Origin of the sequence: Paenibacillus ottowii (assembly GCF_006874425.1) — a bacterium.
Lineage (GTDB): Bacteria > Bacillota > Bacilli > Paenibacillales > Paenibacillaceae > Paenibacillus > Paenibacillus ottowii.
This window is the reverse complement of record NZ_VIJZ01000009.1, coordinates 112,082-138,462: the sequence shown is the minus strand read 5'-3', so window position 1 is coordinate 138,462 and position 26,381 is coordinate 112,082. Positions and strand designations below refer to the sequence as shown.

General features: G+C 42.5%; 25 protein-coding genes and 1 pseudogene. 17 read left to right on the top strand and 9 right to left on the bottom strand.

What is annotated here, in order from left to right; all coding sequences use genetic code 11:
- Positions 1 to 621 carry an ATP-binding cassette domain-containing protein gene (locus FKV70_RS20170; protein ID WP_142613994.1) on the bottom strand — a complete coding sequence of 207 codons (621 nt, stop codon included), beginning with the start codon at positions 619 to 621 and terminating at the stop codon, positions 1 to 3.
- Position 622: 1 nt separating this feature from the next.
- Entirely contained in the window at positions 623 to 1,582 is a 960-nt protein-coding gene (locus FKV70_RS20165; RefSeq protein ID WP_142613993.1) for an ABC transporter transmembrane domain-containing protein, read from the bottom strand.
- A 326-nt stretch (positions 1,583 to 1,908) separates the two neighbouring features.
- Here FKV70_RS20165 and FKV70_RS20160 point away from each other — a divergent pair, with 326 nt between their 5' ends.
- Both FKV70_RS20160 and FKV70_RS20155 read left to right on the top strand, forming a co-directional pair.
- Positions 1,909 to 3,141 (top strand): radical SAM/SPASM domain-containing protein, encoded by a 1,233-nt coding sequence (locus FKV70_RS20160; RefSeq protein ID WP_142613992.1) that lies wholly within the window; start codon positions 1,909 to 1,911, stop codon positions 3,139 to 3,141.
- Positions 3,142 to 3,166: 25 nt separating this feature from the next.
- Entirely contained in the window at positions 3,167 to 4,222 is a 1,056-nt protein-coding gene (locus FKV70_RS20155) for a radical SAM/SPASM domain-containing protein (RefSeq protein WP_142613991.1), read from the top strand.
- Between the two features lie 305 nt (positions 4,223 to 4,527).
- On the opposite strand, the gene FKV70_RS20150 is transcribed toward FKV70_RS20155, so the two are convergent.
- Together FKV70_RS20150 and FKV70_RS20145 are read right to left on the bottom strand one after the other, a co-directional pair.
- Entirely contained in the window at positions 4,528 to 7,071 is a 2,544-nt protein-coding gene (locus FKV70_RS20150) for an ABC transporter permease (RefSeq protein ID WP_142613990.1), read from the bottom strand.
- The gene (locus FKV70_RS20145) at positions 7,068 to 7,745 is read right to left on the bottom strand and encodes an ABC transporter ATP-binding protein (protein WP_142613989.1); all 678 of its coding nucleotides are present in this window, start codon (positions 7,743 to 7,745) and stop codon (positions 7,068 to 7,070) included. The genes FKV70_RS20150 and FKV70_RS20145 overlap by 4 nt, the downstream gene beginning before the upstream one ends.
- Positions 7,746 to 8,319: 574 nt before the next feature.
- Between FKV70_RS20145 and FKV70_RS26960 the strand changes: the two genes are divergently transcribed.
- Both FKV70_RS26960 and FKV70_RS26955 read left to right on the top strand, forming a co-directional pair.
- Positions 8,320 to 8,448: a hypothetical protein gene (locus FKV70_RS26960; protein ID WP_280115097.1), complete on the top strand. Its 129-nt coding sequence runs from the start codon at positions 8,320 to 8,322 to the stop codon at positions 8,446 to 8,448.
- Between the two features lie 346 nt (positions 8,449 to 8,794).
- Positions 8,795 to 8,923, top strand: coding sequence for a hypothetical protein (locus tag FKV70_RS26955; RefSeq protein WP_280115096.1), 129 nt, complete (start codon positions 8,795 to 8,797; stop codon positions 8,921 to 8,923).
- A gap of 227 nt (positions 8,924 to 9,150) precedes the next feature.
- On the opposite strand, the pseudogene FKV70_RS20140 reads toward FKV70_RS26955, so the two are convergent.
- The 3 genes and pseudogenes from FKV70_RS20140 to FKV70_RS20130 all read right to left on the bottom strand — a co-directional run.
- Positions 9,151 to 9,517 (bottom strand): annotated as a pseudogene (locus FKV70_RS20140) (ATP-binding cassette domain-containing protein); the annotation flags it as partial.
- A gap of 108 nt (positions 9,518 to 9,625) precedes the next feature.
- A complete protein-coding gene (locus FKV70_RS20135) occupies positions 9,626 to 10,543 on the bottom strand; it encodes a sensor histidine kinase (protein ID WP_142613987.1) in 918 nt (305 codons plus the stop codon).
- A gap of 1 nt (position 10,544) precedes the next feature.
- Positions 10,545 to 11,222 (bottom strand): response regulator transcription factor, encoded by a 678-nt coding sequence (locus FKV70_RS20130; protein WP_064797260.1) that lies wholly within the window; start codon positions 11,220 to 11,222, stop codon positions 10,545 to 10,547.
- A 259-nt stretch (positions 11,223 to 11,481) separates the two neighbouring features.
- On the opposite strand from FKV70_RS20130, the gene FKV70_RS20125 reads away from it, so the two are divergent.
- From FKV70_RS20125 to FKV70_RS20095, 7 genes are all read left to right on the top strand, one after another.
- Entirely contained in the window at positions 11,482 to 12,435 is a 954-nt protein-coding gene (locus tag FKV70_RS20125; protein WP_142613986.1) for an ABC transporter permease, read from the top strand.
- Positions 12,425 to 13,375: an iron chelate uptake ABC transporter family permease subunit gene (locus tag FKV70_RS20120; RefSeq protein WP_142613985.1), complete on the top strand. Its 951-nt coding sequence runs from the start codon at positions 12,425 to 12,427 to the stop codon at positions 13,373 to 13,375. The genes FKV70_RS20125 and FKV70_RS20120 overlap by 11 nt, the downstream gene beginning before the upstream one ends.
- A complete protein-coding gene (locus FKV70_RS20115) occupies positions 13,369 to 14,127 on the top strand; it encodes an iron ABC transporter ATP-binding protein (RefSeq protein WP_142613984.1) in 759 nt (252 codons plus the stop codon). The genes FKV70_RS20120 and FKV70_RS20115 overlap by 7 nt, the downstream gene beginning before the upstream one ends.
- Positions 14,128 to 14,139: 12 nt before the next feature.
- Positions 14,140 to 15,120, top strand: coding sequence for a siderophore ABC transporter substrate-binding protein (locus FKV70_RS20110; RefSeq protein ID WP_142613983.1), 981 nt, complete (start codon positions 14,140 to 14,142; stop codon positions 15,118 to 15,120).
- A gap of 33 nt (positions 15,121 to 15,153) precedes the next feature.
- Positions 15,154 to 15,897, top strand: a complete 744-nt coding sequence (locus tag FKV70_RS20105) for an alpha/beta hydrolase (protein ID WP_142613982.1) — start codon at positions 15,154 to 15,156, stop codon at positions 15,895 to 15,897.
- A 158-nt stretch (positions 15,898 to 16,055) separates the two neighbouring features.
- Positions 16,056 to 16,967, top strand: a complete 912-nt coding sequence (locus FKV70_RS20100) for an aldo/keto reductase (RefSeq protein ID WP_142613981.1) — start codon at positions 16,056 to 16,058, stop codon at positions 16,965 to 16,967.
- 198 nt (positions 16,968 to 17,165) lie between these two features.
- Positions 17,166 to 17,492 carry a thioredoxin family protein gene (locus FKV70_RS20095; protein WP_063210325.1) on the top strand — a complete coding sequence of 109 codons (327 nt, stop codon included), beginning with the start codon at positions 17,166 to 17,168 and terminating at the stop codon, positions 17,490 to 17,492.
- A gap of 144 nt (positions 17,493 to 17,636) precedes the next feature.
- Here the strand turns inward: FKV70_RS20095 and bacA are convergent, their stop codons facing one another.
- Complete coding sequence (bacA, locus tag FKV70_RS20090; RefSeq protein WP_142613980.1) at positions 17,637 to 18,434, bottom strand: undecaprenyl-diphosphate phosphatase; 798 nt, start codon at positions 18,432 to 18,434, stop codon at positions 17,637 to 17,639.
- A gap of 126 nt (positions 18,435 to 18,560) precedes the next feature.
- Positions 18,561 to 19,901 (bottom strand): hemolysin family protein, encoded by a 1,341-nt coding sequence (locus tag FKV70_RS20085; protein WP_187360689.1) that lies wholly within the window; start codon positions 19,899 to 19,901, stop codon positions 18,561 to 18,563.
- Positions 19,902 to 20,155: 254 nt separating this feature from the next.
- Between FKV70_RS20085 and FKV70_RS20080 the strand changes: the two genes are divergently transcribed.
- The 6 genes from FKV70_RS20080 to def all read left to right on the top strand — a co-directional run bounded on the left by FKV70_RS20080 (position 20,156) and on the right by def (position 26,362).
- Positions 20,156 to 20,956: a DUF1836 domain-containing protein gene (locus tag FKV70_RS20080; RefSeq protein WP_063210329.1), complete on the top strand. Its 801-nt coding sequence runs from the start codon at positions 20,156 to 20,158 to the stop codon at positions 20,954 to 20,956.
- 204 nt (positions 20,957 to 21,160) lie between these two features.
- A complete protein-coding gene (locus FKV70_RS20075; RefSeq protein ID WP_142613979.1) occupies positions 21,161 to 22,102 on the top strand; it encodes a glycosyltransferase family 2 protein in 942 nt (313 codons plus the stop codon).
- Between the two features lie 39 nt (positions 22,103 to 22,141).
- Positions 22,142 to 23,095, top strand: coding sequence for a glycosyltransferase family 2 protein (locus FKV70_RS20070; protein WP_063210332.1), 954 nt, complete (start codon positions 22,142 to 22,144; stop codon positions 23,093 to 23,095).
- A gap of 73 nt (positions 23,096 to 23,168) precedes the next feature.
- The gene (locus FKV70_RS20065; protein ID WP_142613978.1) at positions 23,169 to 24,548 is read left to right on the top strand and encodes a lipopolysaccharide biosynthesis protein; all 1,380 of its coding nucleotides are present in this window, start codon (positions 23,169 to 23,171) and stop codon (positions 24,546 to 24,548) included.
- Complete coding sequence (locus FKV70_RS20060) at positions 24,523 to 25,497, top strand: polysaccharide pyruvyl transferase family protein (RefSeq protein ID WP_142613977.1); 975 nt, start codon at positions 24,523 to 24,525, stop codon at positions 25,495 to 25,497. The genes FKV70_RS20065 and FKV70_RS20060 overlap by 26 nt, the downstream gene beginning before the upstream one ends.
- A 286-nt stretch (positions 25,498 to 25,783) precedes the next feature.
- The gene (def, locus tag FKV70_RS20055) at positions 25,784 to 26,362 is read left to right on the top strand and encodes a peptide deformylase (RefSeq protein WP_063210337.1); all 579 of its coding nucleotides are present in this window, start codon (positions 25,784 to 25,786) and stop codon (positions 26,360 to 26,362) included.
- Positions 26,363 to 26,381 lie beyond the last annotated feature (19 nt).

Sequence of the window (26,381 nt, the reverse complement as noted above, 5' to 3'; positions counted from 1 at the left end):
TTACAACAATATTTGTTCATATTTACTCCCTAGTTCACTATCATGTGTAATTAATATAATGGTATGGTTGTACTTTAGATCATCTAATAGATCAATAAAGTTCTTTTTTACAACACCATCTAAATTTGAAGTGGGTTCATCAAAAATTAATACTTCTTTATTAGTATAGATATTCCGCAGTATCGAAATTAATTGCTGCTGTCCTCCTGATAAAGAAAAGTTTTTACCGATTATTTGATCTTTTTTACTTTCTTCGATAAATTTCTTGGTATCCAATAATTCAATATATGAATTCAATTGCGTCATAGGGATACCCGGTTGCCCCAAAGTTATATTGTTAAAGATCGTATCTACATACATGACGGGTTCTTGGAAGCAAATCCCTATTTTGCTGATAATATCTTTACGTTTCCATTCTCTCATTTCCTTTTCGTTCACTAAGATTTCACCTGTATAATTACAATTAATCTTGGTGAGTAATTTTAATAGTGTGCTTTTTCCTGCCCCGTTGCGTCCTGAAAGGCAAAAAATATGATTTCCATGAACAGAGAACGAGACATCGGATAGCACTTTTTCCAAACCGTTATAGCTATAACTTACATTTTTAAATTCTATGTCCATTTTATTTCACCTCTTCAGCTCTTATAATCGACTCAATTCTTTCGATTGATACTTTTGCCTGCTTCCAAGCGGCCACATAGTTTGTAACACTTTTGATGGGACTTATGATCTGATTTGAATAATAAACAAATACCGTCAGTACTCCCATACTTGTTTGGCCTTTCATTACTAAAATTGTACCAATCCCCAAAAGCAATACACTTCCAATAGAGGTAATGACAGAAGGGACAGTGGAAGCTACGATAATTGTATTGCTTCTCAGTCTATAAGCTTCAAGTGATTTTTCCTCTAAAGGCATGTACTTTCCCAAAATATAGTCTTTTATATCCATTCCAATAGAATACAGAAGTGATCCAAGCGTATGCCTAATATAAGAAATAGAGTCATCATAAGCATTCATAACTGCTTTTGTCTTTTGCGTAATTCTTTTATTAAAGAATATTTGACTAATCATTGTTAAAAGCATGATCAAAAGTACGAGTGTAAATAATTTGTAGTTGAAAAAAAGCAATACGATACAAATAACAATTAGAAAAAGTAAGCTTGATATCAGCATTGGGATACCGTGGGATACTAATCTTTCGATGATTCCGATGTCGTTAATAAACAGGGAAAATAGCTTATCGTTGTTTGAAGTAATGGTCTCACCTGGCAAAACAAAAAACTTTTCTAACAACTTTTTTTTCATAGCATAAGAGATTCTTTTACCTAATTCGGCAAAAATGAATTCACAAAGTAAACTGCATAGGTGAGATAGAATAAATAAGCCTGTTGCTATTCCTATAAACTTCACAATTAAGGAGAGATCTTTGGATATTAACCCAGAGTCAACAATTTTACTTATGTATTGGGGAATTATCATGCTAAGTATTGTATCTAAAGCTTGAAAAACTAAAATAAGTACAATAAAAAGATAAAATTTATGAACTTCTTTAAAAATCCAATTATATTTTCTAAGCATAAATTTCCATTCCGCCCTTCTGATACAAATATATAAAAGAAGCTACTTCTCATTCTACTATTGAATATCTAATAATTATATTTATGGTATAAATGACCTCTTTAATGTCGTGAAATACATCTATGTATACGTTTTTTACGGATGTAGCGTAACTTTCTCTCACCCCCTCAGATACTCTAAAGAATCCATTGCTATTTAACTCTAATCATTATCAATTTATGGCATTAAAACATTAGATTATGACATAACAGTAAATATCAGAACAATTCATGATCTATTTATATAGAGTGGAAAATGAATTTGGGATGTATGAGAGGAGAAAAATCATGGTATATGTTTTAAATCCTTACTCACGTGAACTATTTCATAATCATCAAGTCATTATCGCGAATACAAAATCAGGGGCTTTTTTGAAAACCTCTAGCTCTTATTATCTTGTACTGAAGGATATAGTTAATAAAGGGCAAATTGAGTCATTATTAAATCCTACCAAAAGTTCTCAACATGCTGACGTTATTCATAATTTAACAAGTCTCTTTTATGAATTAGTAAATATCAAATGTATTCTAACCGAAGAACAATTAACCAATATTCATGAAGAGGTCTTAGATGTTGTTTATCTAGGATTAACAAATAGATGTAATTTACACTGTAAACATTGCAGCGCTTCAGCGGATGCCCATTTTACCGATGCGCTAACAACTGAAAAAGTGAAAGAAATCATTGATCAGATCGTCGTTCTTAAACCCCAAGCCATCAATGTTACGGGTGGAGAGCCTATGATGCGATTAGATATCATGGAGCTTTTGGCGTACATAAAACAAACATTCAACGGAGCCATTTTGCTCTCTACCAATGGCCTTTTTATAACCCCAAAAAATGTGGAACAATTGATTAGGTATGTAGATAAGGTTTCCCTTAGTCTGGACGGTTATGATGAAGAAACCTGCAATCAAATTAGAGGCAAAGGTGTTTTTAGTAGAGTTATAAAAAGTATAAAACTATTGCAAAGTAAAGGGTTAAAAAAAATCGCATTATCAATGGTTATTACAAAATATACTTCTGACGGAGGTAGAGAGAAGTTTATTGATTTATGTGAATATTTAGAAGTTGAACCCGTAGTGCGCATCTTAACATCTGCTGGAAGGGCAGGAGAAAATAGTGAAGAAATTTTTCCCGAAAATCCTTTTGTAGACGATCTGACCTCTCAAGATGTTACCTGTCGACTTTGTTCACCAGCAAAAAGAGAAATATTTATTGGAGGAAATGGAAACATCTATCCCTGTGGGGGGTTAATGGAGTCTGATGATTTTGTTTTAGGAAATGTATTTGATAATAATTTAATTGAATTAATGGCTAAAGGCAATCAAAAAGCAGATCATAATAAAATAGGATGTGTAAGGCCATGGAAATTTGAACCCTGTAATAACTGCGACGTTAATTTATTTTGCCACCACTGCATTAGCAATATCTATTATTTGCACCAAAACCAAGAGTTGTTCGATATCATATGTCAAAAACAAAAGAAACAACTTCAAGAACTAGTTTGGAATAGCTAAATCTTTATATAAGGAGAGTAATGCCATGAAATTCACATATTGGGTAACTGAAGATTGTAACTTGAGATGTAAATATTGTTATGTGAGCAAAGCCCCAAAAACGATGAATAGGGAAACGGCTGCAAAAGCTATTGATTTTACGGAAAAAAAGCTTGCTGCAAATCCTTTGGAACATAAAGATGAAATACGCATAGCATTACATGGGGGGGAACCATTACTTAATTATCCGATCATTCATTATCTTGTAGAAGAATTAAAACAAAAAAACCATGGCGAAATTTCTTTTACAATGACGACAAATGGAACTATTTATAACGAAGAGATGCTTGATTATGTCTCCAAAAATATACAATTAACAGTTAGTTTGGATGGGAAGCAGGAAAGTCACGATATCAATAGAGTATACAGAAATGGGAAAGGAAGTTTCAATCGAGTGATTGAAACCCTTGATTACATTAATCATCAATCACATTCTTTCCGAGTAAGAATGACCGTTACACCTAATAATGTTTCATATTTTGCTGACAATTATATTTTCCTCTCTGAGAAGGGGTACCCGATTGTCACCTTTGCGATGGATGAAAGTGATTCGAATTGGAATAAAGACCTTATGAAAGTTTATCAAAGTAATCTTAACGAAATATTTTCATATATGGTGAATAACAATCTTACCAAAGCACAGTACTTCTTATATAATTTCAAAAACGAACATTTCCGACCAAGAGGGGTCTGTGACGGCTGTCATAACAGCTTTCATATCTCCAGTGAAGGAAAAATCTATCCTTGTATTCTTGCAGTAGGACACGGAGAATTTTCCATGGGAGACGTGTTTTCCGATATAATTGAACAGCGTTTATCCAATTTAGACGTAATCAATCAAAAGAACCAAGGAGCTTGTACAAAGTGTGCTATGTATAATAATTGTCGCAGCAAAATGTGTAAAATTATTAATAAAATCCAAACTGGAAATTATTATGAATCATCACCCATATTTTGTGCAACTCAAAGGATACACTATTCAATAGTGAAGGAGTATGAATATATATTAAAAAACTTCGAGTTTCTTCTTTCTACCCACTGATTCCTCAGATGGGGTCGGTGATATTATCCCCTTTGGGTAGAGAGTGTTAAAAGGGCACATATATGATGTGATCTGGCACTACTTTCTAAAGGGGATTTGTCATGACCATCAAAGGACAGATGTTTAGAATATACACACCAGAGTTCAAATTAAAGGTGGTACGTATGCATTTTATCTGTTTTCTCATTATTATAATAAATTTCAGGGAGGTTAGGGAACGGGTACTAATTATACAGTTGAGTAACTAAGAAATGACCTAGCTATAAGTTTTTGCTAGGTCATTTCTTTTCTTAACTAAGGAGTGTTTATTCTGCTGTTCGCAGTCGTTCTACGATAGTTTTCCTGTCGCTCAGAGAATAAATAGCGAGAGGAAGACATATCCCAAGTGCGAGCAAAACAGGCAGCATGAGGATCAGCGGCCAGATAATAAATTTATAACTCATAAACCACATTTGGGCACTCAAGGGTCTCGCAATCAAGACGGAAAATAGGCTTCCTAATAAGATGGAGCATATGCTGGTGCCAAGGACATAGTACAGACCCTCATAAACAAGCATTGTTTTTAATTGTTTGTTGGTCATGCCGATGCTTTGTAGTATAGCAAATTCCTTATGCCGGGTCAGAATACTAGTTAGAAGCGCGTTTGCAAAATTAATAATGCCAATCATACCAATAATAATACTGAGCGTACCGCCGATCATCAGAATTGTTTTTTGCATACCTGAAAACTCGGCAATTGAGGTGAATTTGGATTTATAATGCATCGTTGGCTCCTTTATTTCGGTATAGTTCTTTAAGAAGCTCTCCATCGTTTTTTCTTTACTATCGGATACATTAAAGGCATAACTCATCACCACAGGCTTCTTCACAAGCGTTTTGTAGATATTCGCCGGGAGATAGAAGTCAGTATAACTAGCAACGGCTACACCAGAATTGGATGATTTTACGCCAACATGACCAAGCACTGTGAATTCATGGCTAGTATACTCCTGGGCATTTGCTGTGTCCATATAGTTATGAAGAGTAACCTTTTCACCTACTTTGTATACAGATAGTTCCATTTCAGGATGATCGTAATTGTCTAACCGGACCCCTTCCAAAATATACTTTCCCGAAGCTAGCTTGCCATAATCAAGTTCGCCATCAATTAATTTTAGTCGGTGAAGGGGGAGATCTTCAAGCCCGTACACTATTGCAGATAAGTTGCCGCGAGTGTCAGGAGTGACGATTTCCCCCTTCCCCTCTTTGTTCTCTTTATGCTCGATAGTGAATACATGGCTGCCACTGTACAATCGTCCACCTTCTTCAAAACCGGGTTGTGCCTGTACGGCCTGAATATAGCTTTCCGCCGTCGCATTGTCAGGGCCGGTGAAATGTTCTTGAAAATAATCAGCATGTGCAATCAGAAAGTCAGTGTCGAGGCTTTTAGACACAAACTTATTCATATCCAAACTTTGGGATAATGTAAAAGTAGTATTCAGTAGCACTAGACCTAGAGAAAGGCTAAGCAGCACTAAAGTAGTCCGCTTCTTATTGCGCCCTAAGTTGACTCGGGCCATCAGTGGCATTTTAGCACCGTTAGTTGATTTTTTTAGTTTTTTCTTCCCCTTTTTGGTAGCTCCGTCTACGTATCTTACAGCCTCGATCGGAGACACAGTTGCCGCAATTCTGCTAGGCTTATATGCACTGATCATAACTGTCACGACTGCAAACAGAGCGGAGTCGATAAAAATCCATGGGTTGGGGGATAGGGTTACCTCAGCGTGCCTATAATTGTTCATAAGCAGCAGAGGGATAAGCGATTTTCCGACACCAAAACCCCCGAGCAAGCCGATGGGAACCCCGATTAAGGAAAGAAATAATGCCTGTCTGCGGATGATTCTGCTGATTTGCCTGCTGGTTGTGCCGACGGTTTTTAGAAGACCGTAGAAACGAATATCACGCATCACCGAGATTTGGAAAATATTATAGATGATTAGATAGCCAGTAAGCATGATCAGTAACAGACCAGTGGCTAGGGGAAAGACGGCTTCAGGGTTCGAACTGAAAGTGTTGGAAAGATACGCCCAGTTCACAGAACTTGCAATGTAGTTCGGTGCATTTTGGTCTAGGGAATAACCGCTTTCTGTAATCACTTTATTAAGATTTTCCCGCATGTTCGAGCTGTTATCGAACATGATATCTGCATTGATGGCTCCGGTCATATCATGATCCTGCTTATATGTGTAGCGTAATTCTTCGGCATGTGCATCCACATAAGCTTTAGAAGCATAAATTTGACCTCTGGCTATCATGGCGGCGGGGTCACTCTTCCACCAGCCGGAGAGGATAAATTCACGCTGTACCATTTTGCCGTGAACCTCAAGCTTCAAGGTCAATGGGGCGCCCTCTTTCAGGGGGATACCCAGTAACTGTAAGGTACTAGAGTCCGAGATAACCTCATTTTCTGCCACCGGTTTGTGGCCTTTTTCTAGCTCAATCAATCCTAGCTTTAGCCCTACATCGTCACGATACCAGAACTCCGCACGACGCTTTAAAAATTGCTCGTTTGTCACTTTTTCACTTAACAAGCGGCTATACGCTATCTCTTTAATAAGAGGGTGGTCTTTGACGTGATTAAATTCCTCATCGTTGATATATTTGAGAATACCCTGCCCTCCCCCACCAGCCTGTCGCATCGTTGCCTGCTGGAAACTTTCCATCGCGCCAATCCCCATAGTAAACACAGACGTAAATAACAAAGTGGTTAAGGCAATAGCGATAATCGCAATAATATTGCGGGTTTTATTCGCTTTAAAACTTTTATCTGATAAATTACGAACCGCCTTACTGTTTTTTATTTTGATCATCTAGTCGCACCACCTACTATTTTACCGTCCTCAATGCGGATGATGCGATCTGCCATCTGCGCGATTTCTTCATTATGAGTAATCATCACCATCGTTTGGGCGAACTGTTGGTTGGATACCTTGATCAACCCTATGACATCCAGACTGGTCTTACTGTCCAGGTTGCCAGTAGGCTCGTCGGCCAAAATAATGGCTGGTTTCGCCGCCAGTGCTCTCGCAATGGCTACCCGCTGCTGCTGCCCTCCCGAAAGATTACCCGGTAGATTGTATAATTTGTTCTCAAGCCCCAGCGTATTCGTAATTTGGGTCAGATAGGCTTTGTCCGATTCTTTCCCATCCAGTTCAATGGGGAGCACGATATTTTCATAGACATTTAAGACAGGAACTAGATTATAATTTTGAAAAACGAAGCCAATCTTTCTTCGGCGGAAAATGGTCAACTCTTCATTTTTCAGAGAATAGATATCCTTGCCGTCAACGGTGACGTTCCCACTTGTAGGCCGATCCAGTCCACCAAGCATATGCAGAAGGGTGGACTTCCCGCTGCCGGATGTACCAACGATAGCGACAAATTCACCGCTTTCCACCTCCAGATTCACACCATCTAAGGCATGAACAGAGGTATCCCCGTTACCGTAAGTTTTTCTTAGCCCTCTGGTTTCTAATATCTTCATTTTTTTGCTTTCCTCCCAATAAAAATATCTGCATCGTAATTGCTTACAACACAAATTTTATTATAATACCTCTTTCTTTCTACAATCTTTCTGAAATCTAACAGAATTGAAAGATTATTTGAGTGAGAGTAGAAAGATTAATTTGTGACGGGTGGTGGGAAATGTAGGAGGGACAGACTCCTTCTGAGATATCTGTTTTTTGGTGCCTCTGCTTGAACTCAGCCGGAATCAAAGTAATTTTTGGTCTAATACATTCGCTTGCTTGGCTTCATTGTATTTCGTGGGATGAGGCTTGTACTGAGCGACTGTATACGAAAGCAACCATGTTTTTTCATGTTATGCCGGGTAAATCAATGAGTGCAATTATTTATTTTGCAAAAGTGAGACTTCGCGGTGTTGTTGGAAAAACACGAATAATGAATAAACGTGAATTTACGGCCTTGTTTTAAATAACAGGATGGATATAAACAGTGCATAAGCCACTAATTATGCCAAATAACATACTGATTTTTACAATAGAAAATTAAGAGGTATCTTTAATGATAATTTAATAGTGAAAGGAGGTGGAATTAACATGGAAAAAATTGAAGTTTTAGATAATATTGATTTTGAAATGGAAGTACAATGTAATCCTAATGATTGCCATTATGATTGTCTCGAATACAATGGACATTGTAGCTCTAATACTGTTCAGTGGACTTAACATCGAAAAAGTTGAGGTTTTAGAAATGATTGTCTCGAACCCAATGGACATTGTAGTTCTAATACTAGCCAAGGGTTTGATTGGTGAAAGTATGATTTTACCTAACTAAGTATTAGTCGACCTATGAAAAGGAAGATGTAAGAACACTTCTTAGCTTGTCTAGTGTTCTCGTCTTTTGAGACGAGGGCACTTTCTTTTGCATCATATCTGGGAAAGTAGAGTAGTGCCCCTGGATGTAAACATTGTATAAGCCACTAATTATGCCAAATAACATACTGATTTTTACAATAGAATATTTAGAGATATTTTTAATGACATTTTAATAGTGAAAGGAGGTGGAATTAACATGGAAAAAATTGAAGTTTTAGATAATATGGATTTTGAAATGGAAGTCCAATGTCCAGGCGATAATTGCCATTATGATTGTCTCGAACCCAATGGAGACTGTAGCTCTTATCTCTCGATATTTATGTGAAAGAATTATTTTGTCTAACTCGGTATTAGTTGACCAATGAAAAGGAAGAAGTAAGGAACACTTCTTAGTTTGTCTGGTGCCCTCGTCTTTTGAGATGAGGGCACTTTCTTTTGCATCGTATCTGGGAAAGTAGAGTATTGCCCCTATACCTCTAGGCGATTCAGGTGGAACACCCTTCTTTGAAATTACATTTTTGTTTTTCTCCCAGACCCAAGCTATTACCAAAAATGAGGTATGCATTGACAATTATGTTTAAGGTCTAGAGTATATACAATTTTATCTATGGAGGCACGATTCTTTACTATCCAGTACCTGAGCACAATATTTTTCGTAGACATTCAAGGCAGGCATCAGATAATAATCTTAGAAAACGAAACCGATTTTTCGTTGCAGAAATTGGTGAATGTTTGTATTACAGGGAAATATATCCTTGCCGTCAATCGTAACGTTTCCACTGGTTGGACGATCAAGTCCACCCAGCATATGGAGAAGGGTAGATTTGCCGCTCCCGGATGTACCGACAATGGCCACAAACTCTCCAGTATCCCCGTTACCATAATACTTTTTTAATTCCTGTGTTCTTAACAGAGCCATATAAGTTCTCCTTCACAAAAAAATGTCTGGACCGTAGTCATCTACAGTACAGACATTAGCACACTAATCTTTCTACAATCTTTCTGGAATCTAACAATACTGAAAGGATTAAGTATCCATAGAAAGAAAAATAGAGAAGGTAGAGCCACAGCCGTCGTGTGAACGTACCTTGATGTAACCACCCGCCGCAGCGATAATTTCTCTAGCTAAAAACAGTCCAATCCCGACACCCTCCTGCGTGTTAACAGTGGGAGAGCGATAGAAGCGGGTAAAGATTTTACCTTGTTCTTCTTCTGCAATCCCTATGCCGCTATCAATAATATCAATTCGGCAAAACAATTCGTATGCCATCACTTTTATAGTCATGCTCCCGCCTGTCTCTGTATATTTTATAGCGTTATCCATAATGTTATAGACAGCTTCAATCGTCCACTTTAGGTCAAAATTAGCATGAATAGCGGTATCCTCCATAACAACTGAAATCCCTTTGGCATCTGCTTTTGGCTTTATTTGCTCCAATGCAGCATCAAGGAGCTTTTGAACAGATTCCCGTCTTGGCGTTACTCTGATAATCCCCGTTTCAAGCCGTGAAGTTTTCACTAATGCATGGATCAGAAAGTTAAGCTTTTCGGCCTGCGCAGATAAAGCTTTCACACATGTGGAGGTATCCTGCGGTAGTTCGTATTCGTTAAGTAGCTGAGAATAAAGCAGGATGTTGGCCACTGGTGTTTTCGTTTGATGTGAAATATCGGAAATCAGCTCATTTATTTTATTCTTTTCGGCAAGCAGATTTTTGGAGGACACAGAACAAATGGAAAGAAATTTCGCAAATTTCGCTTCTATTGCAGAGAGAACGGATTCATCAAAGACATCCTCCGAGAAGCTGCCACTTATCGCAGCGTCCAGCATGTTCTCAATAGTCTTCATTGTTCTTTGGACGCTCCTGCGATACAGCATAATAGCAACCACAGCAGTGCATACAGCAACAACGACAATTCCAATACATATATAGAGGAGTGTTGTCATCTCATTTCAACGCCCAGGTGTAGCCCAGCCCATACACCGTTTTAATATATTGTGGGGAGGAGGGATGATCCTCCAATTTATCCCGCAGCCTTTTTATTGTAACTGACAAGGCATTTTCACCTACATATTCAGCCCCATCAGTCCAGATGCTGTCTATCAAATGATCACGCGAAACGGTATTTCCTCGATTGTTGATTAGGATGCGCAACAATTTTTGCTCCGTTTTACTTAGTTCAATCGGTATATCATTCTTATTAAATTCCATCCTCTCAAATGAGAAGGAAAAATCGCCTAGCTGAATGGAGTCTGCAAGCGAGTATCTGGATTTCTTTAGCTGAACACCAACTCTTGCTCTCAGTACCATCAGACTGAAAGGCTTGGTGATGTAGTCATCAGCACCCAGCTCAAGACCAGTGACAATATCTGTTTCCATATCATTAGCTGTCAGCACGATGACGGGAATCATTGTTTTTTTGCGTATATGGGTTAAAAGGTCAAGTCCATTCCCATCCGGCAAGTTTACATCAAGAATCACTAGGTCAAAGGGAGTGACGTTCAATTGCTCTTTTGCAGCAGCAATGTCATACGTTTGTGTAAATACGTTGTTAGGTTCTTTAAGGGCAAGAATAATACCGTTACTCAAGGCGATATCATCCTCGACGATTAGTATGTGATTCATCATTTGCCTCCTATTTTTTTGATTCATCAAGTTAATGAATCCCGAATTCCAAGAATTGCTTACAGTAAAAATAAGAAAAGGGTAATCCTAAATATTCCATATCTATTTTACAGGATATTGCTCTTATTTGCTCATTATTTGACAGATACAATATCACTGCTATAATTTATCCTAGTTGTTTTGATAATGATTATCATTATTGGAGGGGGGACAGGGCCGAAACTTGGTACAGGTTATTGGACAGGCTCCTTAGTTAGAAATGAAATTACGCTATTTAATACTGGCTTTTCTAGTACTGGCCTTCGCCTCGGTGTTTATCGGTGTTCATAATGTAACTCCACTTGATTTGTTCCACTTAACCAATGATCAAGCACAGGTTCTCCTAATTAGCAGGCTCCCACGTTTGATTAGCATTATCATTGCAGGCGCGAGTATGAGTATCTGTGGATTGATCATGCAGCAGCTTACCCGGAATCGGTTTGTTTCGCCTACCACGGCAGGGACGATGGATGCGGCACGATTAGGTGTACTGATGGCCATTATGGTGTTTGGAGCGGCGGGATTTTGGACGAAGATGCTGACGGCTTTTGGATTTGCTTTAGGGGGAACGCTGATTTTCATGAAGATACTGGATAAAATCCGGTTCAAGGACCCGGTATTTATCCCGCTGGTCGGTCTGATGTTTGGAGGTATTTTAAATTCGGTGACGACTTTTTTTGCCTACAAATATAATCTGATCCAGGGCATTTCCTCGTGGATGCAGGGAGATTTTTCTCTCATTATGAGTGGCCGCTACGAGATGCTGTATCTTAGTGTTCCTTTGGTCACGTTGGCGTACATATATGCGAATCGTTTTACAATTGCAGGTATGGGTGAGGATTTTGCAGCCAATTTGGGCGTACATTACAAGCGCACCGTCAATGTGGGTTTGGTGATCGTGGCTTTGGTGTCCTCTGTTGTCATCTTAACGGTCGGGACGATTCCCTTTTTGGGGCTGGTTGTACCCAATCTGGTCAGTATGTACATGGGGGATAATCTGAAAAAAAGCCTGGCTCATACAGCGATCTTGGGCGCCGTTTTTGTGCTGTTTTGCGATATTTTGGGACGGGTGATCATTTACCCATATGAAATTTCTGTAGGGCTTACGGTGGGTGTGATCGGGAGCGCGTTGTTCTTGTATTTGCTGCTGAGGAGAAGGGCTTATGAATCCTAAATTAAAAATCGGAATATTAGCCGCTGGCGCGCTTGTGTTGATTGCTGCTTTTGTGTTTATCGATCTTCCGCACACCTGGCATTACGCGTTGCCGCGACGATTGAAAAAGGTCGCAGCTTTCATTCTGACAGGTGGCTCCATTGCTTTTGCGACCGTTATTTTCCAGACGGTTACGAATAATAAGATTTTGACTCCGGGTATTATCGGACTGGATTCACTGTATATGCTGATTCAGACGACGATTATTTTTGCATTTGGTTCCGTCCCGTTGATTTCGACCAGCAAAGAATTAAACTTTTTGCTGTCCGTGGGGATGATGGTGCTATTCGCGGGATTGCTATACAAGTTAATTTTCCGCAAGGATGGGCGTGGAATTTATGTGCTTTTGCTGATTGGTCTGGTGTTTGGGACACTGTTTAACAGCCTGTCTACCTTTATGGAGGTACTGATTGATCCGAACGAATTTGCGAAAATTCAGGACAAGAGCTTTGCCAGCTTTAGTAATGTAAACACCGAGCTATTGTGGCTTTCTGTATTCGTGCTCGTGCTCGTATTTGCTTATGCGTGGAGATTCATTAAATACCTGGACGTGCTGTCGCTTGGACGGGAGCATGCCATTAATTTAGGGCTTCCTTACAGTTATATCATCAAAAGATTGCTGATCATTGTAGCGATTCTCATCTCCATATCTACGGCACTTGTCGGGCCGATCACATTTCTCGGATTAATTGTGGCCAATGTGGCTTATCAGGTGATGAAGACCTACCAGCACCGTTATATTATTCCGGCCTCCATCTGTATTAGTGTGATTGCGTTGGCAGGATGCCAACTGCTGGCAGAGAGAGTATTCGACTTATCGACAATCGTCAGCGTCATTATTAACTTTATCGGGGGGGTGTACTTCCTGTATCTTTTGCTGCGGGAGAATAAATCATGGTAGAAGTCAAAAACGTATCCAAACGCTACGGGAATAAAAATGTGGTGGACCAAGTATCCGTCACTGTACCTAAAGGCACCATTACCTCCTTTATTGGACCTAACGGCGCCGGAAAGAGCACCTTGTTGTCCATGATCAGTCGCCTGACAGACAGTGATGAGGGAGAAATCCTCATTGACGGGCAGGCCGTGAGCCTGACCAAAAGTGAGGAGCTGGCCCGGAAGATATCCATTTTAAAACAGACCAATGATATCAACATCCGCTTAACCGTGAAGGAACTAGTTAGCTTCGGCCGTTTTCCGTATTCCAAGGGCAGATTGAACAGTGAGGATCGCAAAATGGTGGAGCAGTCTATGGCCTACATGGGGCTGGAGGATATGAAAGACAAGCATATTGATTTGCTTAGTGGGGGACAGCGGCAACGGGCTTTTATTGCAATGATTCTGGCACAGGACACGGAATATATCCTGCTGGATGAGCCGCTGAACAATTTGGATATGAAGCATTCGGTTCAGATTATGAAGACACTGCGCAATTTAGTGGATGATTTGGGCAAAACGATTCTGGTGGTGCTTCACGACATTAACTTTGCTTCCTGCTATTCAGACTATATTGTGGGGATGAAGGATGGCAGATTGCTGAAACAAGGAACGGCTGACGAGATGATCGATAGCCAGGTATTAAAGGAATTGTACGATATGGATATTCCGATTCAACAGATCGGTGATCATAAAATTTGTGTGTATTTCACTTAGGGGGAATGTAGAATGAAGAAAAATATGATGTTTTTAACATTGATGCTTGCACTGGTGCTGATCGTGTCGGCGTGTGGCAAAGCGACTCCGGCAACACCGGAAGCGACAGGTGAGGACTCCTCGACTGCTACCACTGAATCCAAAACCATCTCGGTCAAACATGCACTCGATGAAAACCCGGTTCAAGTCAAAGTTAACCCAAAAAATGTTGTTGTATTTGATTTTGGTTCACTGGATACGTTGGACAAGCTGGGCGTAGACGTTGCGGCGGTAGCGCAGCAGGATCTTCCTACATATTTGAGCAAATATAAAGATTCCAAATATGCAAGTGCAGGTACGCTGTTTGAACCGGATTATGAGAAAATCAGTGATCTCTCTCCTGAACTGATCATCATCGGTGGCAGACAAGCGGATGCCTATAAAGAGTTGAGCAAAATTGCACCTACTATTTCGATGGCTGTAGACACCAAGGATTACATGAATTCCTTTAAAAAGAACGTGGAAACGTTGGGGCAAATCTTCAACAAAGAGGATGCTGCCAAACAGGAACTAGCTGCGATTGATAGCTCCATCAAGGCTGTGCATGACAAGGCTGTAGCGAGCAAGGCTAAAGGCTTGATCGTACTGACGAACGAAGGAAGCTTGAGCGCATATGGCTCACAATCCCGCTTCGGTATCATTCATGATGCTTTTGGCGTAACTCCTGTAGATCCTGACATTAAAGTGTCCACGCATGGACAAAAGGTTTCTTTTGAATATGTACAGCAAAAAAATCCGGATTATATTTTTGTCGTTGACCGTGGGGCTGTGGTGGTCGAGGAAGGCAAGGAACAGGTTACAGGTAAACAAACCATGGAGAATGAACTAGTGAAGAAAACCAATGCATATAAAAATGGTCATATTGTATACCTTGATCCTAACTACTGGTACCTGTCAGGTAATGGTCTGGAATCCGTGTCTGAAATGATCAAGGAAATAGATGCTGCACTGTAATGCCTACATTCACATCATGGAGGACTGCGTAGGATGAAAGGTCATGTAGATGAAATTTCATTAGATGGGTATCTTGTGCACGTCTATACACCTCCCGTTTCCGTAAATCATAATGAGCTGTATCCTGTACTGTATGTGCAGGATGGCAGCTCTTTATTTCTAAGCGGGTTGGATGAGCTGGAACGAGGTTTTTCTACGGGAGAGCTACCCCGTGTCGTGCTGGTGGGCATTCAGCCTGTAAATCGACTGGATGATTATACGCCTTGGAAGGCAGCTGCTTTAGTAGAGGGGAGACCTGCCTTTGGCGGTGGTGGAGATGCATATCTGGCGTTTGTGGTCACAAAAGTAATGCCATACGTCGAGGCAAAATATCCAGTGCAAACTGGGCTGGAGCATACCGGGATGATCGGCGCATCGTTGGGCGGACTGATTTCCATGTATGCAGCCTTCCAGTATACGCATATATTTGGACGCATTGGTTCGATCTCGGGCTCGTATTGGTTTCCGGGTATGATCGATTATATGCAATCCGCATCATTTGCCACTGTAATGGCTGGGACACATCGTGTATATATCTCTGTCGGGACCCGTGAAGGCGAAGGGAAGACGAATGTGCAAAAAGACATGGTTCCGTTGACCCTTCAGGCACACGAGGTGCTGCTGACACAGGGATTGGATACCCAAGATGTGCTGCTTGAGCTGGATCAAGATGCGGTGCATCGGGTGGATTGTTTTCAGCGTCAGTTTCCTCAGGCCATACAGTGGCTGTTCGGATAGCATAAAAGGGAATACGAATTTCATACGACAACTTCAAAGAATTGGAGAGCGTAGAGTCTCTATGTCTTTGGGGTTGTTTTTTTTGTACGTATTTTTCGTATAATAGAGAAATGTTAAAAATTTTAAGTTATACGTTATGGAAGTGAGGGGAGACAACCATGAAAAAAAACCGCCTGGGAGCTTCGGATTTGCTGGTAGGTGAGATTGGCCTGGGATGTATGTCGGTCGGTACGGAGGAGCAGCAAGCCGTTTACTTGATTCATGAAGCGTTGGATAAAGGCGTAAATCTGTTGGATACGGCTGATTTGTACCAGCATGGACGCAATGAAGAAATTGTGGGAGCAGCAATCCGTGGACGGCGGCAGGATGTTATCCTGGCGACCAAGGTTGGCAATCGGCGTATACCGGGGCAGGAAGGCTGGGAATGGGACCCGTCCAAGAAATATATCTTGTCAGCTGTTAAAGAAAGTATGCGCCGCCTGGGAACGGACTATATCGACCTGTATCAGTTGCACGGAGGGACAATTAACGATCCGATAGATGAAACCATTGAGGCTTTCGAACAACTGCAGCAGGAGGGCGTTATCCGTTACTATGGCATTTCCTCCATTCGCCCGCATGTCATCCGTGAATATGTGGAACGCTCGAATATCATTAGTGTTATGAATCAGTATAGTTTGCTGGATCGGCGTGCAGAGGAAGAAGTATTGTCTTTACTTCAGGAGCGGGGGATTAGCGTGATTGCACGTGGACCCGTGGCGAGCGGTGTATTGGCCGACAATGGAGAAGAAAAGGCGGCCAAGGGATACCTGGACTATAAAGAAGCGGAGCTGCTGGACGTGCGTAAACAATTAAAGGCATTTGCAGGATCGGACCGTAGTATGGAGCAGACAGCGATCCGCTATAGCCTGTCTCATCCGGCTGTCGCGGCTGTGATCCCGGGTGCAAGCTCTTTGGGACAATTGGAGCATAATATTTCTGCAGCAGATATTGCACCGTTAACTGAGCATGAGCGAGAGGCGCTACAGCAAATCAGCCGAGCCAATCGTTATGATGCGCAATACCGCTGATCCGAATATTAACAGACAGATGGGGCGATTGGTTCTCCCCGCGTTATCTTTACCTTTAGAACGGAAAATCTGTTAAACGTGTACTCACTATAGTTGCAATATATAAAAGAAACATTACAATATAAGAATGAACTCCATTTTTTGTACCATCATTTGGAATGGAGATGTTCATAATTTTACTCTAGGAGGGACCAATAAATGGAACGCATCGAATCTGAACAGCAATATCAGGATTTGATTAATAGTGACGGCTTGACCGTTGTAAAATTTGATACAACCTGGTGTCCAGATTGCAAGACACTGGATAAATTTATGGATGGCATTATACAGGAAAACGCAGATAAGCGTTTCTTTGCGCTGGATGCCGAGAAGTTCCAGCCGATTGCCGAAGAAAATCAAGTACGTGGCATTCCGAGTCTGCTCGTGTTCCGTAATGGCGAGAAAATTGCTCATTTGCACAGCAAATATGCCAAAACGCCAGCTCAAGTTTCGGAATATTTGACCACGTTGGAATCCAAACAATAATCAGCACGCAGGGTTACAACGATGGGATGATAGGGATCATTTCAATAAAATATGATTTCAGTGTAATCGAAAAAGGGATACCCGTGGGCAGTGATTCATGCCATGCGGATATCCCTTTTTGGTTATGAAATAACAAATGATAGCTTACAAAATAATGAAAAAGAACACAGCTGCCAGCACGAAGCGATAGATGGCAAACGAAGTCAAGCTCAAACGTTTGAGCAGACCGAGGAACGTTTTGATCGCCAGCATTCCGACGATAAAGGCGGTAATAAAGCCGGCAGCGAACACTGGGAAGTCACTCATAGACAGATGATCCATACTTTTAATCATATCAATACCTGATGCACCCAGCATGACCGGAACGGAGACGAGAAATGTAAATTCTGCGGCTGCCGTATGACTGACACGTGCGAATAGGCCCCCAGACATAGTTGAGCCTGAACGGGAGAAGCCTGGCCACAGAGCTAGGACTTGGAACACACCGATGGTAAATGCTTGTTTGTACGTGATCTCATCCAATGTATGTGATCTAATAGGCGGATGGAATTTTTCAGCCGCGATCATGAGCAAGCCCCCGATGACCAAACTGTACAAAACCGTTTCAGGACCAAACAGGTATTGCTTAATCACATCACGGAACAGTACGCCAATTAAACCCGCTGGGATCATGGCTAAAATAATGTGCAGCAGGTTTAGACGCGGTTGGCTTGAGACTTTGCGTCTGAAATCAAACAGGCTGAGGAATCTGCGCCAGTATAAAACAACCACCGCCAGTACAGCACCTAATTGTACGATAACCTCAAAAGTTTTGACCGTATCATTCTCTGTGTTCAATCCTAGAAGATCGGCCGTGAGGATCATGTGACCCGTCGAAGAGACCGGCAAAAATTCTGTCAGCCCTTCAATAATTCCCATAATAATAGATGATAAAATATCCAATTTACTAGCTCCTCCTTACACGCATGTAGGGCAAACAACTTGAGTCGTTTGCCCTAAAATATGTCATTTCAGTAGGAGTGAACGCAAGTGTCAAGTCCAAAAGCTGGTCGCTGTGGTTACAAAGGTTCACTCCTGGGAAGAAGTGTCCGATTCCGTATTCATGTCCGAGATCGGGGATTTGTGGTGCAAGATAATTTCCACCCGACGAATACGATTTTTACCCATTTCACGAATGATAAATTTCACATCATCTTCTATGAATTCCTTGCCCTGTCTTGGTTCCGGAACCCGGCTATACACCCACCCTCCGACAGTATCCACGTCTTCATCGTCCAATGTCAAGCCCGTCAGATCACTCAGATCAGAAAGCATTACTTTACCATCCATCAAATAACTGTTCTCCGTCAGTTTCTCGATTTCCTTCCGTTCATCCTTATCAAACTCGTCTCGGATTTCGCCAACAATCTCCTCCAAAATGTCCTCAATGGTAATCAGACCAGAGGTTCCACCATACTCATCGACCAGAAGAGCAATATGAACCTGCTCCTTCTGCATACGTTTCAGCAGCGTGTTGACGGGAATAACTTCCGGCACGGTCAAGATCGGTTGAATCAGGCTATCAAAATCAAGCTCGGGATTGCGATCATACTCAAGGAATAGCTGCTTGGTATTAATCATACCAATGATCTGATCCTTGCTGTCTGTCGCTACCGGAAAACGGGTATACTGTTCTTCGTGAATAGTCTGCATGTTTTCTTTGAGCGAGCGATTCGTAAACAAGCATACCATATCTGTACGTGGCACCATAATTTCTTTGGCGACGGTCTCGTCAAAAGCAAAGATACGATTTACGTAGCCATATTCGGTGTTATTGATCTTACCACTTTCCACGCTTTCGGACAAAATGATCTGAATTTCTTCCTGAGAGTGCGCTTCTTCATGCTCACTAGCCGGTTGAAGACCAAACAGACGAACCAGGCGGTTGGCCGAGCCGTTAAGGAGCCAAATAAACGGATACATAACTCGGTTAAACCACACGATGGCTGGAGAGGCTAACAGGCTGACAGCTTCCGCCTTGCGAATCGCCAAGGTTTTGGGAGCCAATTCCCCAATTACCACGTGCAAGTAAGTTACAATGACAAATGAAATAATAAAGGCCAGGATATGTGAAAACTCCCCATTGATGTTGAGCTGTTGAAAGAGAGGCTCCAGCAATTTGACTACAGTTGGTTCACCGAGCCAGCCGAGTCCTAACGCTGTAATCGTAATACCAAGCTGACAGGCGGACAGGTAGCCGTCCAGATTATTGACGACTTTTTGTAACGCCAGTGCGTTTTTACGGTTCTCCACCACCAGCTGATCGACCCGGCTGGAACGGATTTTAATAATCGCAAACTCGGTAGCCACGAAGAAAGCACTAAATAAAATCAACACCGCAAACAAAAATAGACTGACACCTATACCCATATAATTTTCACTCATCCCTTTTTCGTTCAATTTTTTAAGAAACTCTATTTTGAGTTCACTTGAACTTATTTTAAGAACTTAAAAGAAAATATACAAGGTTCATATGAAACCGTAGCAGGTCACCTACCTCTAATTTGCACGAAAAATAAGGCTTAATAGAATCCGCACGGCTCATTGCTTCACTTTACAAGCCTAGTTTAAGGGCGTATGATGAGTTCGAATGAACTCGAAATGTACCAAAGGGAGGAAAGCAGATGGAGTCTTTTACCCTCACTCGCCGTGATATGGCCCATTTGCTGCTGGCCATGGAAGGTCGCAGTGAATTGCAGCCTTTAGCCGTCCTTCAGGACGCTTGGAGGCGCACTCATAGCCATCTCGCCCGTTCCGGCAGCACGATGCCGACATTTCTGTACACCGAGGTGACACCTGTGCTGGATAAAATCATCAAGGGCAAGCACAGCGCAGCCTTTTCGCTGCAGGAGATCGTTTCTCTAGGTCAACTGGTCGAATATAGTCATGTCTCACTGGCCTCGATGCAAAATTGGGTCAAACGTGATTTCAAGGAGTTCCTCGGTGCTCCGAAGATCGGCAAAAAATACTCAGTCAACCAGGCTGCCATATTGCTCATCGTGGAAGATTTAAAATCATGTCTGGATTTTGAATCCATCCGTCAGCTATTTCATATCCTGTTCCAACAGCCCGAAGATGATACGGATGATCTGATTCAGCCGGTCGATCTGTACGCTGCATATTCAACTTTATTTGAAGAATTGGATGCGAACGGAGACCAACTGCTTGATGTGGCAGGAGCAGGGTATGCAAAAGACAACGGAAATTCTGCTACAGGGCAGCAGCGTCAGGAAGCTGCGACAGAAGAACTGCTGATTCAGGCCGCAGATCAATATACCCGTCGTTTACAGCATTTGACCCCTAATCAGTGTGAAGCAGTGCGTAATACATTACTGGTGGCAGCGGTATCGGTACAAAATAGTTATTTTTTGTCCATGGCACGTCGGTATGTGAACGCGACTTTGTTTTTGGATTTTCAAGAGTAGATCAGGATTGGCGCAAGAAGCCGATCCTATTTTTTTGCTCTTTTTTAAGGATTGTCTACCCTTTTGGAGACTGAAAAAGTATACAAAAGAGGTATATACACTCAAACGCTGTCAAAGATACAATAAACATATATAATCCAGCAATTGGAAAAACTTTGAATATCTCTTCCAAAGCACCTGGATACACATACAGGAGGTAATGGCATGTCCGATGTCTCCATCATCATTTGTACCCGCAACCGGATCGAAGACCTGACACGCTGTATACAATCTATTGCTGTACAGCAGCAATTGGAGCATACGGCTGTAGAACTGCTGATTGTTGATGACGGCGATATTTCCGACCAACAGATTGAACAGTACCGTCACTTGGTATCCGGATTGCCTCAAGGCGTTCTGAAATATTATAAAAAAAGTCGTCCCGGCGTTTGGTTATCCCGCTATGAGGCCTTGTCTCTTGTGAGATATGATATAGTGCTGTATTTTGACGATGATGCCGAACTGGACGATAAACTCTATATCCGGCGCTTGCTCGATACCTACGAACAGGATGAAACGATTGTAGGTGTTGGAGGGATTGCAAAGGGACTACATTCGAGCCGGGCAGGAAAGCTGCTGGGCGTTTTGACTTTTCAGATGTCTTCTTCCCTCGGCAAGCTCTCGCCCAGTAGTCTGGCGGGGTCGTTGCTGCGTTGGGGTGAAGCAACCGAGACTTTTGACACTGAATTTTTCCATGGCTGCAATATGTCATTTCGGAAGGATGCGCTTCGGGACATGAAGCCGTATCCGTGGATGACCAGCTATGCCGTGGCTGACGACTTGTATATGTGCCAGTTAGCGAGTCGTTACGGCAAACTCGTGATCAATCCCGACTTAAAAATCATCCATCACGAGTCTCCAAGCTCGCGCGATAAGGCGGGCAGAGTAGCCAAGGCAACAGCGATTAACCACTATTATTTTCTTGCCCTGAAAAAGGCGGGATTTATCCAGTATGGAGCTCTTTTATGGACCTTAACCTACTTGATGCTCAAAGAAACGCTGCGCCGTAATTTTAACGCAGCAGATGGATACAAGCAGGGGGTGTTGTTCATTCTGAACCCGCGAAAGCAAAAATATAACGAATATTTAGGCCCGGCGGTTCAGTAATCCGCTTTATACACATTGACAGGATAAAGGGGGAGTATGATGTTAAGCTTGTCCATTGCTCTGTGCACCCGCAATCGGGTTGACGATCTGACCCGATGCATTAATTCCATTGCCATGGGGGGAGCACCGGAAGCATGTGAAACCGAGCTGTGGATTATTGATGACGGAGATTTGCCAAAGCATGTGCTGGAACGTTATGAACGTCAGTTGGGCAGAGCAGGAATTGCCTACCGATATCACCGTAAGGAGCAGCCTGGATTATGGCTATCACGTGTAAAAACGGTGGAGCTTGCACAAGGTGACATCATTTTGTTCCTTGACGATGATGTGGAGCTGCCGAGCAACTACTTGAATGAGTTAATGCGCACCTATGAAGCATATCCGCAGGCGGCTGGTGTCGGCGGTATAGCACAGGGAATGAGCAACAGCTTCATGGGTACTATTCGCTGCTTGCTCTCATTCCAGCAATCCTTGTCCAAAGGGAGATTGTCCCTCAGTGGTCAGTCCGGCTCAATGTACAACTGGCATAAGGCCAAGAAGACGTTTAAGACCCAGTTTTTTCATGGCTGTAATATGTCATTCCGTCGTGAAGCAATTTTAAGTCTGGAGCCGGTACCCTGGTTGCAAAGCTATAGCGTCGGCGAGGATCTACTACTTTCCCGTATCGCCATGAAAAGCGGTCCATTGTATATAAATCCAGCTCTTACGCTGCTTCATCACGAATCGCCGTCCTCGCGCGACAATATGGAGCAGGTGACTTATATGCGCGTGATGAATCATATTCATCTACTTCGCGACGAGGGGGCCGGGCCGATCGGTTATGCAGCCTTATATTGGACGACGATGTATCAGATTTTGAGGGAAAAGCCCAAAAAAAATCATAAAGCCATTCAAGGCTATAGAAGAGCACTGAAAGAGATCTTCTCAAGTGCGAAGGAGCCTGTTGGCGGAGGACAGCTGCCTGAACGTAATTCCAAAAAAACGGTAGGCTGATGGAGGTGCGTCAAAAGACGCGATGTGAGCATAGAGACGAGAGGCTTAATAAGGAACAGGAGTTGGACGTAACATGAGCACATGGACAGCAGCAAGGAAAGTATTCACGGGTGACAGTCTCGCCAAAACGATCATGCGCACGAGCTTTAACAATTTCTTTGTGCTAATCGTCACGACCCTGACTTCCATCCTGACCGCACGTATGCTCGGAGTAGAGGGGAAAGGTGAACTGGCGGCTGTTCTGTTCTTGCCTACACTGATCGGCAGTGTATTGAGCTTCGGTTTGCCAACCTCGTTAATTTATAACCTTAAGAAAAAAACAGGCACGACGGAAGAACTGCTGGCGTTGTCGCTCTGGATTCAGTTGCCTGCCAGTTTGTTGGCAGGTGCGGTGGCCTGGATATGCATGCCGTTGTGGCTGAATGGCTATGGTGCAGACATCATCCAACTATCGCAGATTTATTGTGCGGCAGCAGTACCGCTAGCCGTGCTGACAGCACTCACGACGGCATTATCGCAAGGATTGGATCGGTTTAGCGTATATAACGGCCTGCTGTTTTACTATCCATTACTGAATTTCATTGGTCTAGTGACCCTGTGGCTGATGGGCTTACTCAATGTGCAACTGGCGGGGATAGTGAATTTTGCCGCGAGTTTCCTTGCGCTCGTGTGGGCGTTCCTCCGTTTGCGCAAGCATATGAATGTACGTGCATTTCGTCCGTTGATTAGCCGCCAAGTGCTGCGCCCTTATTATAGCTATGGAGCGCGGGTGTATGGGATGGAGCTGATGGGGACGCTGTCCACTCAGACGGACAAAATCGTCATTGTGGCGTTGCTGTCACCCAAAGCGTTCGGTCTATACTCCGTTGTCTATGCCTTGTCCCGAGTGTTCAATGTGGTGCAAAATGCCGTCACTAATGTAACCTTTCCAAAGGTGACCGGGATGGAGCACAGCAAGATTGTCGAAACGGTGGGGCGTGCTTTTCGCATCTCCATGGGCGCGATGCTAATCGTCATTGTACCGGCTCTTTTCATTGGCCGATACATGCTGGGTTTGCTGTACGGCCCTGCTTTTCTCGAAGCATCGCTAACGTTCTACCTGTTGTCGCTCGAATGTATTATTGGTGGCGGCTCCTGGATTCTGGCTTCAGCCTTTAACGCACTTGGTCGTCCGGGATTGGTACTGTTCCGGCAAATTGTAGCCTATGCAATCACCGTGGGTCTGTTTTTCATTTGTACACCGATCTTCGGTCTGGACGGCATTGCTATTGCTTTGCTTGTAGGTGCTTGTGTACGGTTGGCGTTCTCGCTGTTCTCGTTCCCGATGTTTTTCAATGTTCCGTTATCTCGGATCATTTTTGATAAAAGTGATATTACATTTGTCTTGCAGATCATACAAAAGAAGCGCAGGAAGGGAGAACTGAAAGATGCCGAATTCGCATCCCATGGCTAAACTGAAAAATAAGCTGAGTGTCATTCTCGACGTAGTCCCTCAAGGTTCGAACATTATTTATGTCGATTATCCCGTCTATAATAACGGTGGGGACGTACTGATCATGAAAGGCACCGAAGCGTTCTTCAAGGATAATGGTATTCGTGTCCGTGCCCGTTATAGCGCCATGGATATACCCGATCAGCTTCATATTCCAAGCGACTGGATTATCGTGTGTCACGGCGGGGGCAACTTCGGTGATTTATATGCAAATCACCAAAATTTGCGGGAACGCATTGTTCGTGATTTCCCTAACCACCGAATTGTAATCATGCCGCAGACAATCCACTTCCAGTCTGAACAGAAGGCTAATGAGGTGGCGGCCTTGTTTAATGCGCACCCGGATCTACATATGTTTGTGCGGGATACACGCTCTTATCAGTGGGCTAAAGATAAACTGAACCAGTGCAGCATCACATTATGTCCTGATATGGCGCACCAGCTCTGGCCGTTGAAACCGACAACAGAAACCGTGAAGGACGTATTGTACTTCCTGCGTACGGATATTGAAACGGTAGGGGAACAAAAGAAATTCGATGACGAGGCAGATGTCTCTCACCGTCTGGACTGGGATACTTTATTCACTCCGCTGGAAGTGAAGGGGATCGTCTATTTCCAAAAGTTTTACCGTCTGAATAAAAAAATCGGTGGCCCGTTGCCTACGCGTACATTCTGGTACAAGTACACTGACCATCTTATGAACAAGGCGGTTACACTGTTCAGTTCTTACCGCGAGGTTCGCACTTCACGGCTGCATGGCCACATTCTGGCCTGTCTGCTTGATATGCCGCATGTTGTCATCGATAACTCTTACGGCAAGAATTCGCAATATTATAATACCTGGACACAGCCGAATCCGAAGGCGAAGCTGTTCAGTGAACCCCCTGATGTACTAGAGCAGCCGTCTTAATCGTAAGAAAAGCTATCTTACGACCTCCTGAACACTTCATTGGTTTAGGAGGTTTTTGGTTCACTGCTACATAAAGCATTCATATGAATTAATTAGATAAACAATTAAGCCAATGAATATTTAATGACTTAATATATAAGAGAGGATATTTTCGCTCTATTTTGACAATTCATTTCATGAATAGATATAATTTATGGGATAAAACTTGCAGAAAAGCGGGGAATTCTTCGGCTTTTGCTGTACATCACATGATCGTATATTTATTTAAATGAATCGAGGCTGACGAATGAGCAATCAATCGATAGACATGCTTCTCACGAAGGATATTGTGCGTGAAGGGGAGCCGATTTTGCGCACAAAGGTTGATCCGGTATGTCTGCCGCTGTCTGAAGAGGATCTTCAACAGATGCAGTGGATGCTGGATTATTTGAAAAATAGCCAAAATGAAGAGCTGGCCACCCGCTATGACTTGCGCCCGGGCGTAGGGCTATCTGCCAACCAGGTTGGGTTGAATAAAAGAATGTGTGCTATCTACTATGAAGATGGAGACCAGACGGTAGAATATGCCCTGTTTAATCCAAAGCTGGTCAGCCACTCTACTTCCATGATTTATTTGGAGCAGGGCGAAGGATGCCTATCTGTAGATCGGTACATTCCCGGTTATGTCCCTCGGTACGAGAAGATTCGCATCAAGGCCATTTTACCGGACGGAACTCAGGAACTGTTAACGTTTAAGGGCTATGCAGCGATTGTAGTACAGCATGAAATGGACCATCTGGATGGGATTATGTTCTATGACCGTATCAACCCGGAAGATCCGCATAAGCTGCCACAGGGAGTGCATATCGAACCTTGTGTACGTTAATCGTTCGTGTCTGTAAAGT